This is a genomic window from Bacteroides sp. ET71 (genome assembly GCF_023336905.1).
Classification (GTDB): Bacteria; Bacteroidota; Bacteroidia; order Bacteroidales; family Bacteroidaceae; genus Bacteroides.
Map to the genome: position 1 here is coordinate 38,169 of NZ_JAMBLS010000012.1, position 13,052 is coordinate 51,220.

8 protein-coding genes and 1 pseudogene are annotated in these 13,052 nt (G+C 53.1%); 6 read left to right on the plus strand and 3 right to left on the minus strand.

Annotation, left to right across the window (positions count from 1 at the left end):
- The first annotated feature begins 393 nt into the window (after positions 1–393).
- Genes M3090_RS08240 through M3090_RS08265 form a run of 6 tightly spaced genes read left to right on the plus strand, consistent with a single transcriptional unit; the run spans position 394 to position 10,668 of the window.
- Entirely contained in the window at positions 394–3,774 is a 3,381-nt protein-coding gene (locus M3090_RS08240) for a TonB-dependent receptor (RefSeq protein ID WP_249055156.1), read from the plus strand.
- 13 nt (positions 3,775–3,787) lie between these two features.
- A complete protein-coding gene (locus M3090_RS08245) occupies positions 3,788–5,368 on the plus strand; it encodes a RagB/SusD family nutrient uptake outer membrane protein (protein ID WP_249055157.1) in 1,581 nt (526 codons plus the stop codon).
- A gap of 27 nt (positions 5,369–5,395) precedes the next feature.
- The gene (locus M3090_RS08250; RefSeq protein WP_249055158.1) at positions 5,396–6,469 is read left to right on the plus strand and encodes a glycoside hydrolase family 18; all 1,074 of its coding nucleotides are present in this window, start codon (positions 5,396–5,398) and stop codon (positions 6,467–6,469) included.
- Between the two features lie 21 nt (positions 6,470–6,490).
- Entirely contained in the window at positions 6,491–7,672 is a 1,182-nt protein-coding gene (locus M3090_RS08255) for a DUF1735 and LamG domain-containing protein (RefSeq protein ID WP_249055159.1), read from the plus strand.
- A gap of 30 nt (positions 7,673–7,702) precedes the next feature.
- Complete coding sequence (locus tag M3090_RS08260) at positions 7,703–9,136, plus strand: BT_3987 domain-containing protein (RefSeq protein ID WP_249055160.1); 1,434 nt, start codon at positions 7,703–7,705, stop codon at positions 9,134–9,136.
- Positions 9,137–9,162: 26 nt separating this feature from the next.
- Positions 9,163–10,668 (plus strand): BACON domain-containing protein, encoded by a 1,506-nt coding sequence (locus M3090_RS08265; RefSeq protein WP_249055161.1) that lies wholly within the window; start codon positions 9,163–9,165, stop codon positions 10,666–10,668.
- Between the two features lie 398 nt (positions 10,669–11,066).
- On the opposite strand, the gene M3090_RS08270 is transcribed toward M3090_RS08265, so the two are convergent.
- From M3090_RS08270 to M3090_RS08280, 3 genes and pseudogenes are all read right to left on the minus strand, one after another.
- Positions 11,067–11,333, minus strand: a complete 267-nt coding sequence (locus M3090_RS08270; protein ID WP_249055162.1) for a DUF4469 domain-containing protein — start codon at positions 11,331–11,333, stop codon at positions 11,067–11,069.
- Positions 11,334–11,452: 119 nt separating this feature from the next.
- Positions 11,453–11,830: pseudogene (locus M3090_RS08275) on the minus strand (hypothetical protein); the annotation flags it as partial.
- 22 nt (positions 11,831–11,852) lie between these two features.
- Complete coding sequence (locus M3090_RS08280) at positions 11,853–12,956, minus strand: DUF6340 family protein (protein ID WP_249055163.1); 1,104 nt, start codon at positions 12,954–12,956, stop codon at positions 11,853–11,855.
- Between the last annotated feature and the right edge of the window lie 96 nt (positions 12,957–13,052).

A 13,052-nucleotide genomic window follows, 5' to 3' on the forward strand; every position in this document is an offset into this window, starting at 1 on the left:
TCCATTGGTTCTGTCATTCTGAACGCAGTGAAGAATCTTACTATGTGCCGAGTGTATTCAGGAGATGTTTCGACTCCGCTTTGCTGCGCTCAACATGACAGAGAACACGGTTGCTAAATGCCCCCATTGGCTCTGTCATTCTGAACGAAGTGAAGAATCTCCCTATGTGCTGGGCGTATTCAGGAGATATTTCGACTTCTCAATGCTCCGCTCAACATGACAGAGAAAGTAATTTCTGAACGGTCTCTGAACGGCCTCGAATATTTTTCGGAAAAAAACTTTTTGAGAGGATAAGTGTTTTCCCGAAGACGGCTGTTATAAGAGTGTTATCCAAATCGGAATAACAGCTAAAAATACTAGTAAAATGTAATGTATAACCTTAAAAAGTTCAGTATGAGAAGCAAAAACTCGTGCAGACGCTCGTTGATTCGAGCGATGGTGGTTGCGGCCATGCTGACTGCCTCGACGCAGTTCGCATCCGCCCAACTGAATGTCTCTTTATCTAATTCCACTGTCGGGACGATGATAAAGCAGATTCAATCTCAATCCCAGTATCGTTTTTTCTATGACGATGAATTAGAGTCAATCCCGGTAGCGACTTTGAAACTGACAGACGCGTCTATTGAAGAAGTGCTGGAGAAGGCTTTGGCCGGCAAGAACATTTCGTACAAGGTGGACGAGAATGTCGTATATCTGTCCAAGCCGGGTGAGCAGGCACCTCAGGAACCGAAGCAGGAAAAGCCTTCCAAAAAGGTGACCGGGACAATCGTGGACAGCAACGGCGAGCCGCTGATTGGTGTTTCTATTGTGGTGAAAGGTACTACAAGCGGTACGATTACCGACATCGACGGCAATTACACGCTGACAGTGCCCGAAGATGCTACCCTGCAATTTTCTTACGTGGGTTTCCGTAATGAGGAGATGTCCGTATCGGGACAAGATGCCCTCAACCTGACGATGGTGGAAGACACGAAGCTGCTGGATGAAGTGGTGGTGACGGCCTTGGGTATCAAACGCTCGGAGAAGGCCCTGTCTTACAACGTGCAGGAAGTGAAGTCCGACGCTGTGACGACCAACAAGGATGCTAACTTCATCAACGCCTTGAGCGGTAAGGTGGCCGGTGTGAACATCAATGCCTCTTCTTCCGGTGTGGGTGGTGTATCAAAAGTTGTGATGCGTGGTACGAAGTCCATCATGCAGTCGTCCAACGCCTTGTATGTCATCGACGGTGTGCCTGTCTTCACGGGACGTTCCAGCTCGGACGACCGGACTGAGTTCGACTCAAGGGGCAGTTCAGAGCCTATCGCCGACCTTAATCCCGAGGATATTGAGTCGATGTCTGTGTTGACGGGTGCGGCCGCTGCCGCCCTTTACGGTTCAGATGCCGCCAACGGTGCCATCATCATTACGACCAAAAAGGGACAGGCCGGCAAACTGAGCATCACGGTGAGCAGCAATACCGAGTTTTCCAGACCTTTCGTGATGCCTGAGTTCCAGAACCGCTACGGCACGGGCAACGGAGGCGTATATTCTACTACGGGTACCAGCAGTTGGGGCGCACGGCTGAATGCTGCCAACTCTTATGGCTATGACCCGAAATCCGATTATTTCCAGACGGGTATCATAGGTACGGAGAGCATCTCGCTGTCTACGGGTACGGAAAAGAACCAGACGTATGCTTCGGCTGCTGCCTTGAACTCGAAGGGTATCGTGCCCAACAACAAATACAACCGCTATAACTTTACGGTGCGCAACACGACGTCGTTTCTTAACGACAAGATGAAACTGGACATCGGTGCCAGCTATATCTTGCAGAACGACCGTAACATGACCAACCAGGGTCTGTACAACAACCCGCTGGTGGGCGCCTATCTGTTCCCGCGTGGCAATGATTGGGCCGACATCGAGATGTACGAGCGTTATGATCCGGCACGTAAAATCTACACGCAATATTGGCCGGTGGGCGATGCTGGCATGACCATGCAGAATCCTTACTGGATTAACTACCGCAACTTGCGCGAGAACAAGAAGGAACGCTACATGCTGAATGCCGGGCTGAGCTATGAAATCTTCGACTGGTTGAGTGTTTCGGGCCGTGTACGCGTGGACAACTCTATCAATGACTATACGCAGAAGTTCTATGCCACGACCAATACGCAGTTGACGGGCGACTCCAACAACGGTTATTATGGCATTACCCGTACCACGGACAAGCAGTTGTACGCCGACTTCCTGGTAAACATCAACAAGACGTTTAACGAAGACTGGTCGCTGTCGGCCAATATCGGTGCATCTATCTCCGACGTGCGTCAGGATGCCATGGCGGTCGAAGGGCCCATTGCCGACGGTTCCAGCCGTTTTGCCGACGAACCGGTGGGATTGACCAACTGGTTCAACATTCAGAACTTGAGCCGTACAAGTACCCGTATGCAGAGCGGATACCGTGAACAGACGCAGTCTATCTTCGCTTCGGCCGAACTGGGTTACAAGAACACCTATTACCTGACGCTGACGGGACGTAACGACTGGCCTTCTCAGTTGGCCGGGCCTAATTCCAGCAGCAAGTCTTTCTTCTATCCTTCGGTGGGTGTGTCTGTGCTCCTTTCCGAACTGATGCCGAACCTCAACAAAGATTACTTGTCTTACCTGAAGGTGCGTGGTTCGTGGGCATCCGTAGGTACTCCGTTCCAGCGCTATCTGGCCAATCCGCGCTATACCTGGAACGGCAGCCAGTGGAGCCAGTTGACAACGTACCCCATGTATAACCTGAAGCCGGAACGCACCGAGTCGTTCGAAGTAGGTTTGACCATGCGCTTCCTGAAGGACTTCAACCTGGACGTGACGTATTACAATGCCAAAACCAAGAACCAGACGTTTGACCCGCAGTTGTCCGTCAGTGGTTATTCGAGAATTTATGTGCAGACGGGTGCTGTGCGCAACCAGGGTCTGGAACTTTCTTTGAGCTACTCGCATACGTGGAACAAGTTCACGTGGGACAGCGGTTTTACTTATTCGATGAACCGCAATAAGATTCTGGAGCTGGCAGACAATGCAGTCAATCCTGCTACCGGCGAACTTTTCTCGGCCGGCGACTTGAATGTGGGTGGCTTGGGTGAAGCCCGTTTCCGTCTGCGTGAAGGCGGCAGCATGGGCGACCTTTATTCGCAGATTGATTTGGTCCGCGACAGCGAAGGAAAAATCTATGTGGATCCCAACGGGAATGTGGCTACGCGTACCATTGAAAATCCGGATAATTATATCAAGTTGGGCAGCGTACTCCCGAAGGGTAACCTGGCTTGGCGCAATACCTTCCGTTGGAACGGCATCGACTTGGGCTTCATGGTTTCGGCCCGCTTGGGTGGCATCGTGTTCTCGCGCACACAGGCTATTCTGGATTACTATGGCGTGTCCGAGGCTACGGCGGCTGCGCGCGACCAAGGCTATGTCAGCATCAACGGCGGCGACCAGGTTGTCCCGGAAAACTGGTACAACGTAGTGGCCGGAGGTACTTCCATTCCTCAGTATTACACGTATTCGGCAACGAATGTCCGCTTGCAGGAAGTTTCGTTGGGCTATACCATCCCGAGAAAGAAGTTGCGTGACATTTGCGACATCCGTGTGGCCATTGTAGGACGCAACCTCTGGATGATTTACAACAAGGCTCCTTTCGACCCCGAATCGGTGGCTACGACAGACAACTTCTATCAGGGAATCGATTATTTCATGATGCCGGCTCTGCGCAACGTGGGTGTAAACGTTAGTTTCAAATTTTAATCAGTAGATAGGTATGAAAAGATATATAGTAAACACATTGATGTGGGGTGTCCTGGCATTGGGAGCTTCCGGATGTACGGAGAAATACTTGGACATCAACTCCAACCCTTATGAACCGGGAGACTTGAATCCGGACGACTATGCGTTGGGTTCGGCCATGAACAACTTGGCGGGCACCGTAGTGTCGGCAGACGTCAATACGGCGCAGTTTACGGACTGTCTGTTGGGTGGGCCTTGCGGCGGTTATTTTGCCGATTCCGGCGCTTGGGCATTTTCGATATCCAATTTCAATGCTACGAATGACTGGACGCGCGTGTTCATGATGAGTGACCAGATTATCCCGGTATTGTATTCGAACTTGAACCAGGTGCAGATTGTTTCGCAGAATACGGACAATCCGGTGCCCTATGCCATAGCCATGATTATCAAGGTGGCTGCGATGAGCCGTGTTACGGACACATACGGCCCGATTCCTTATACGCAGATTGGCGTCGATGGTCGGGTGACGGTGCCTTATGATTCGCAAGAGACTGTTTACAATGCTTTCTTCGACGAACTGGATGAAGCAATCGCTACCTTGAGCGAGAACAGCTCTTCGGCTTTGGTGCCCACCGCCGACTATGTGTACAGCGGTAATGTGCAGCAGTGGATTAAGTTTGCCAATTCGCTGAAACTTCGCCTGGCCATGCGTATTTCGTATGCCAATCCGGCTAAGGCCCGGGAGATGGCGGAAAGTGCCGTCAACCAAGAGTTCGGTGTCATCGAGAGCAACGAAGACAATGCGGCCTGGCATTATTTTGGCAGCATCACCAATCCGTTGTTCACGGCTATCAACTACAACGGCGACGAAAGCCGTCCGTCGGCTGAAATCGTGTGCTACATGAACGGCTACAACGACAACCGCCGTGCCAGCTATTTTGTGAATGAAGACGGGGCGTTCGATTCCGATGTCTATGTCGGCTTGCGCCGTAGCATTGACCGTACCGATGAGGCCCGTGCTTATTTCCCGAGCTATTCGGCCATCAACATTTCCGCGAACGATGCCATCCAGTGGATGAATGCGGCCGAAGTGGCTTTCTTGCGTGCAGAAGGCGTGGCTGTGTTCGGGTTCAACCTGGGTGGGACAGCCAAGGATTTCTACGAACAGGGCATCCGTCTTTCTTTCGCGCAATGGGGTGCCAGCGGCGAAGACGACTACATCGAAGACGACCGGAGCGTGCCGCAAACTTACACCGACCCTGCGGGACTCAACTCTTATGCTTCTACCATCAGCGACATTACCATCAAATGGGATGAAAGCGCTTCTACCGAAGAGAAGCAGGAACGCATCATCACGCAGAAGTGGATTGCCAACTGGATGCTGGGCAGCGAGGCTTGGGCCGACTATCGCCGCACAGGTTATCCGCGCCTGATACCTGCCCCGGCAGCCGGCAACAAGAGCGGAGGCGTGGTGGACAGCAACCGCGGTGCGCGCCGTATGCCTTATCCGAGCGAAGAGAATGCTAACAACTACGAGAACGTGCAGTATGCCCGCGACCATTATCTGAACGGACCGGACAATATGGCTACCGACGTTTGGTGGGCTTGCAAGTAATGGAAAACCTTTAAAAACATGGATATTATGAAGAAGTATAAACAACTGATTAAGTGTTTGATGATGGCTGTGCTGGCCGTTCCGGCGCTGTCGTCGTGCTCGGACTGGACGGACACGGAATCCTTGGAGTTCGACTACGTGCTTCCTTCGGAGCAGGACCCGGATGCCTACAATGCTTACCTGGGGTTGCTGAGGGAGTATAAGCAGTCGCAGCACAAGATAATGATAGCAAAGTTTGACAACAGCGGAGACCTGGTAAGCGGACAATCTGACCGTTTGGCTGCGTTGCCCGACAGCATTGATTACGTGGTGTTGCAGGAAGCAGACAATCTGAAGTCGCTCTTGGTACAAGATATGAATGACATCCGCCAGCAGAAGGGCACCCGTACACTCTATGCCATCAGTTATGCCGATGCGTTGGCCAAGTACCAGGCCATTCTGGATGAGGAGGGGGCTGCCGCCCAAGACCCGGAAGCACAGGCGGACGGAGAGGGCGAGGAACAGCCCGAAACACCGGCCGTAGACCGCTTCCTGGAAGTGGCTGCCCAATATGTGAACGACAGGCTGGCGCTGTATGACAAGTATGGCTATGACGGTATCGTGGTGATTTATAGCGACCCCGCTTATCCGGCCGGATTGTCGGAAGAAGAGTATGCCCAGTTGCAGGCCCGCCAGGAAGCTTTTTTTGCTCCCATCCAGGCATGGGCGGAGAGTCATCAGGAGGCGGCTTTCATTTTCGAGGGTTATCCGCAGAATGTCATCGACCCCGCTGTATTCACGCAGGCTGATTACGTGGTGGTGACGATGCTTGACGCCGTTTCGTCCGATGAACTGGTGTGGGCTGCCGAAATGGCTTTGACCGAAGGCGTGCCTTCTGATCGCATTGTCTTTGGCGTAACCATTCCCGACATGACCGATGACAAAGCTACCGACGGCTATTGGGGCTCGGACTATGCCGTGGTTGGAGCAGCCTACACGGTCATTTCGGCAAACGGCTCTTTCACCAAAGCCGGGCTTTGTGTGGACAATGTAGAGGATGATTATTTCAATGTGGATTATATTTATCCGCACGTCCGTGAGGCAATACAAATTATGAACTAACTTTTCTAATGGATAAACACCATGAAACTGAAAAAACTGAATATAATGCTCTTGGCATCCGTGGCGTTGGCCATGAGCGGATGCAAGACCAATGATGAGTTGGACAAGCATCATTTCGACAACAAGCTTTTTGTAGACGTGGAAACTCCGGTGACCAACCTGGTGTTTGAGGCGGCAGGTGAGCCGGAATCGACTACGCAGGAACTTTACCTGGCTACGGCCATCGAGGCGGAAAATACCATTACGGCGCGTTTCGCCGCGGCGCCTTCCAAGGTGTCTGTGTATAATGCTTCCTATGGGACGGATGCCGTAGAGTTGCCGTCGGACATGTGTGTCATCGAATCGCCGGAGGCTACCATAGACGCCGGAGCTACAAGGTCTAATGCTGTGACGGTATCGTTTGTCAACCTGGAGACGCTGAACCGTGACCTGACCTACGTGATGCCGGTAGAGGTGACGGATGTGCAGGGCATCGGTGTGCTGGCTTCGAAAAACACGACTTACTTCGTGTTCAAGGGCGCATCGCTGATCAACGTGGTGGCCGACATCGCGCAGAACTACCTGCCGATTACCTGGACAAGCACGGATTTGGTGCGCAACATGAGCGCCATCACCGTGGAAGCTCTGATACGGGTACGCGACTTCGGTACGGTAGACGGACTGAAGGGTGAAGCCATGAGCACCATCTTCGGCATCGAAGGTACCTTCCTGGTGCGTATCGGTGACAGCGGATTCCCGCAGAACCAGGTGCAGTTGGTGAACCCGGGCGGTAACTTCCCGGACGCTAACTCTGCCTTGGGACTGCCCACCAACGAATGGGTACATGTGGCTGTGGTATATGACACGACGACGGGCGACCGCATCATCTATACGAATGGTGAGGAGGTGGCTCATGACACGGGTGCTACCAGAAGCGTGAGCCTGACAAGCAATTGCTACATAGGCTATGCGTGGAACGACCAGCGTTGGCTGGAAGGCGAGATTTCGGAAGTACGCGTATGGAACGTGCAGCGCACGCAGGAAGAAATCGCTTCCCACATCTACCAGGTAGACCCGGAGACGGCCGAAGGCTTGGTGGCTTACTGGAAGTTTGACGAAGGTGCCGGACGCAACATCCATGATTACAGTGGCAACGGCAATGACATCACGGCCAACAGTGACCTGACATGGACAGAGGTGGCTTTGCCCGAGAGTGGAAATTAACAGGTAACAGATTTAAACCGAATGACGATTATGAAACATACAATCAAACAATACTTGCTGGCGTGGCCGTTGGCCATGCTGGCCCTGGCGATGGGCACGTCGTGCGAAGACGCCATTGTGCGCTCGGACAGTGAATCGCCTTATGCGGACATGATACGCCTGGAAGGCAAGCTGGTCGACGTAGAGACGCTGCGCAACAGCGCCGTGGTGGAGATGCGTGCCGATGAATATACGGCCGATGTCATGTTCAAGTTGTCCACCCGTCCCAACAAGGGCGTGGACATCCGGGTAGCCGTGGATGAGGCGTATGCACAGACGTACAACACGCTGCACGAGACGGACTACGAGCTGTTTCCCACAGCCAACGTCAGCCTGAATAACGGTGGTGCCTATGTGTTGGCTCCCGATGACCAGAAGCTGCCGGACATCCGGGTGACGCTGACTGCCTTTGCGGACATGCAGGAAGACCAGACGTATATTGTGCCGCTGACGGTGACCACCTCTACCGAAGGGGTGACGTTGAGCGAGGAGATGCAGCACATGGTGCTCCTGGTGAAGGACTACCGCAACATGCCGAACCACGACAAGGGCCCGGATGCGGTGCAGACGGTGCTCTATTTCGAGGTGAACGACGTGAACCCGCTGAACGCCCTGGAGTTTGTGACCGAGAGCGGCAAGTACTTCTTCGACCACGTGGTGCTCTTTGCCGCCAACATCAACTGGGATGCCGAGCGTAAGCGCGTCTATGTCTACAACAACCCGAACGTGCAGTTCCTCTTGGATAACAACGAGGAATACTTGCAGCCGCTGCGCAAGGCCGGCATGAAGGTGATTGTCAGCATCCTGGGTAACCACGACCAAGCAGGTGTGGCCCAACTTTCCGACTGGGGTGCCCGTGAGTTTGCCCGTGAACTGGCTGCTTATTGCGATGCCTACAACTTGGACGGTGTGACATTTGATGATGAGTATTCCTCTTCCCCGGATTTGGACAATCCTTGGTTGACTTCTCGGAGTTATGCTGCTGCTGCCCGTTTGGTATATGAGTGCAAGCGGGCGATGCCTGATAAGATTGTATCTGTTTTTAGTTACGAACATATGAATACGAGCGGTTTCATGTCGATTGACGGCACAGAACCGGGTGATTATATTGACTATGCGGTAGGTGATTATTCTGCATGGGGTGACTATTTTACCTATTTTTATCATGAGACTTTGGATAAGAAGCAATGTTCCGGAATGTCCATTGAGTTGAACTTAGGACGTGGCGATTCAAGCGAATCTACGGCACGAAGCCGGAAGGAAGAGGGGTATGGTTATTACATGTTCTTTGCATTGAATCCTAATCAGTATTCTTCCCGAGTTTCCCGTTGTCAAAATGTTTGCCGTGGTTTGTATGACGAAGAATTAGTTTATCCGTCTTATTACTACCCCAAAAACAGCACAGTGCGTACATTTCTTAATTGATATTTGACTTTTAAAAAGAACCAAAGATGAAACAACTGAAATATTATATGATGATGTTGGCGGCGCTCTTGACTTTCGGGAGCTGCTCCGACGATGACGACCCTGCCGGTGAAGCGGGTGCGGGCACGCAGATTTCGTTGTCATCCAATACGCTTCAGGTAGGCGAAGCGGGTGGCACGGTTTCGGTAACAGTGACCAGTGATGCCGATTGGCGGTTGGCCGGGATTTGCGATTGGGCACGTCCTTCGGCCACGGAAGGCCAAAGCGGCGATGAGGTGACCTTTACGGTAGATAAGAATACGACCGGTGAGAAACTCAGCACGACTTTCAAGTTCTTCACGGGTGCCAGCGTGGCTCCGCTGGTCATTGAGTCGGTGATGGGCAATACGTTTGCCTTGTCCAGCGAAGAGACAATGGAAGTAGAGCAGGCCGGTGGTCAAGTAGTAATCAAGTTGAAGAGTAACATTGCAAACCTGGACGTGGCTTTCGGTGAAGGCGGTGCCGAATGGTTGACATTCGACCGTCAGAGCTCGTTCGCCGATGAGCAATTGGTCATCCTGAATGTAAGTGCCAACGAAGGTTACTTGGAGCGCTTTGCCACGGTTACGGTTTCCAGTTCATTGGTGGAAGAAACAGCTCAAGTCACAATAAGCCAAGCTCCGACTGAAATGTTTGAGGTTACTCAAGAAAATTTGGAAGATGACATGATTATTGGCGATTTGTCGGCACAGACCATTCAATTCCAGGTAGTTACTAACTTGGAGTTTACTGCAAGTATTACAGAAGGAAGTGAGTGGATTTCTGAACCCCAAATTTCTGAACCGGTAACTGCAGAAAACGGCTTATCTACCTATACGGTTTCTGTTAATTTGGAGAGTAGTACAATTACGCGTGCAGGTAGTATAACATTCAATGCTAATGGAACTCAATCTTATTCTATAATTCAAAAAGATCCGAATGTAGAATTGGTGGAAATCTCAAGCGATTTCTCGGATGAACTGGTAGATATGGGTTGGATTCTTCCTATTGGAGAGCGTTTCATTGTTCTTGACGCAGGATTGAATGCTACTGTTTTTGACGTAAATGTTGGTTGGAGTGGTATTGAAGATTTGACAGGAATAGACCAATTCCCTAATCTGGAGACGATTCAAATATCTTGTAGCTATTATTTGGAAACATTCGATATTTCTGGTTTGCATAAGGTGAATACGCTTAACTTGAGTTATGCTAGCAGTGTTGAACTTTATAATCTTGGTGATAATCCGATTGTATCTATCAATTACGATGATTATGTAGGTTCTACTACACCCATCAGTGTTAAGTTTGTCAGTGAAAAGCTGGAAACTTTAAATTGTAATATATCTGATTGGGAGTGGGATGGTTCTATTGAAACCATAGATGTCTCTGAATGTCCGGCATTGAAGACCTTGGTGGCAGATCAATGTAGCTCTTATTTGGAAACCATCATCGTCAAGGAAGGCCAGAACATCGATATCACGAAGCCTGACGATGTGGCAATAGAGTATAGATAACTCGCTTAATCTATATATATCATTGCAGATCCGCCTCCCTGCTTGCGGCATAGCCGTGGGTGGGGAGGCTTTTTTGTGCCCGTCCGTGGCAGGCTGTCCCTGTCACCCCTCGATTTTGTTCAACCGACGGGGGGGGAAATGCACGGGGAAGTGCGCATTGGGGTGGGGCAGAGGTGTCCCACCTTTTGTTTCGGATGTCCCCCTTCCTCTCGGTACTATGGTATATCCCCTGTATAGGGGACAGGTATATCCTCTATATAGAGGACAGATATATCCCCTACGTAGGGGATAGGTATATCCTCTATATAGGGGATGGGGTGTGGGAAGGGAGGGATGTGCATCTGGATGTCGCAGGCGATGAGTGTCCCTTACCTTGCGGGTGGTGTGGCGGCAACCGGTTATTCTTCGGGGAGAACCTGTACGGGCTGTTCGTCGGTGCGGGGCGTCTGTGTGAGGCGATTCCGGCTTCTGTATTGCGTGCTGACCCGCAGCGTCCACAGCCCCGGCGTCACCTCGGGCGGCAGGATGAAGTAGAGCGTCTTCGGCTCGTTGGGCATGACTTCGGTGGGCGGGATGAAGACGGTGCGCCCGTCGTCGGCCGAGGTGAGGGTGATGCCCACGTCGGGGTGCGTGCCCCGCAGCTTGAGGTTAAGGCCGCCCACCATGCAGGTCTGACCGGCGCAGAGGGGGCGTCGTTGGCCGTCGGCGTCGCAGGGGGCGAGCCTACGAAGGTGATGAGAGGACCCACGGGGGCGGGTTGGCTGAAGAGGGTGAGCTGCGTGTCGTTCATGGCCTGGTGGAGCAGGGGGCCTTGCTCGATGGCGGCATAGACCGAGATGCGGTCGCGGTCGATGGGGGCGGTCAGCTCTTCGGGTTTCAGCGTGCCGCGGGCCATGGGGATGGAGCGGAAGTAGGGTGTGTTGACCACGAAGCCTTGGGCGTTGGCTTCGGCCATCACCTTCCAGGCTGTTTGCAGGACGCTGAGCGCCTGGGCGGGTTCGATGTTGAGGCGCGAGGCCACGTGGCTGGCCACTTCTTCGGTGTCGATGCGGGTGCTTTGCAAGTGGACGCGCAGGTAATAGGCGTCCGTGCCTGTGCGTCTGGACTGCAGGTAGTCGCGGTAAGCCTTCAGGCGGAGCTGGGGTTTGATGGGGCGGGACATGGGGTTGGTGGGTGCTTTAGGGTTATTCCTCAAACCGTTGCATCTGTGCCTTCAGCCGTGCCATGCCTTTCTGGCGCTCTTGCAGCTCTTGCAGGTAGCGGTAGGCCAGTACGTAGTACGACAGGTCGGAGGGGTCGATGTCGTCGGCATCCATCTTCTCGGTACGTCCTTTGGCCTGGGCGTGTGCGGCTTGCACGGCTTTCTCTGCCCATTGGATGGCGGTGTCTATGTCGTCCTGCATCTCATAGCCCAGGGCGATGTTGCAGGCGGCATATATCTTCTGCTTTCCCTTCTTCTGGTCGTACAGGCGTTTCCACAGGGTGATGGCTTCGGGCCAGTTCTGTTCGCGGACGTAGACGGCGGCATCGCGCATGTCCACCGTGCCCCCGGTGAAGAGATAGCGTGTGGCCGTCACCCAATGGGGCAGCAGGTAGCGGGCAGGCGACGCGCCGGCAAAGTCGGAGGCGGCCTCTATCAGCTCTTTCTGCGGGACTATGGGAGCCTGTGTCCTGTCTGCCGGCAGGTTGGGCTCTTCCCAATAGATGCTGTCGAGGCAGTGGATGGTGCCTGCGGGGCCTTGGCGGCCGGGCAGGTAGATGCGGCAGGTGGTGTAGGTCTTGACGTCTACCGTGCCGTAGTGCAGGGGGATTTCGGGGATGTAGTGCAGGCGGGTGGTGGAGCGCAGTTGCACGTCTTCCACGGCGATGAGGAAGTCTGCCTTTAAGTCGCGAATCAGCTCGTCAGCCTCTTCGGTCGACAGGGTGCTTTCGCGGGGCACCGTGTCGTGGGCTCGCAGGGCCGAGTCGCAGATGATGACCTGGTCGAAGTAGTTGCCTTCGGCCAGTGCCTCGGCCAGTGCTTCGGTGGCAATGGCGGCGTTGCCCGTATGTACTTCACTCTTCCGGGCTATCTCGTCGGGTGCCGGTAGCGTGTCGTTGTCTGCGGGTACCAGGCCTGTCCCGAACGCAGAAGGCATGTTGTTTACCACAGCCACACTGCGTAGCGTGGCAGGAAAACTGGCCTCGGCGGGCAGCATATAGTCGATGGAGAGCGGTTGTATGCTCTGGCAGGCGGCCAGCAGCCCGGTCAGGGCCATCAGGGGGAGGATGATGTAGTTTCTTCTCATGGTGCACACTGTATTTGCGGACAAAAATACGCTTTTGCGGGGAAAAATAAAAGAGGGTGTGCCCGGAAATAAGAAGGCACACCCTACTGTTTGGAG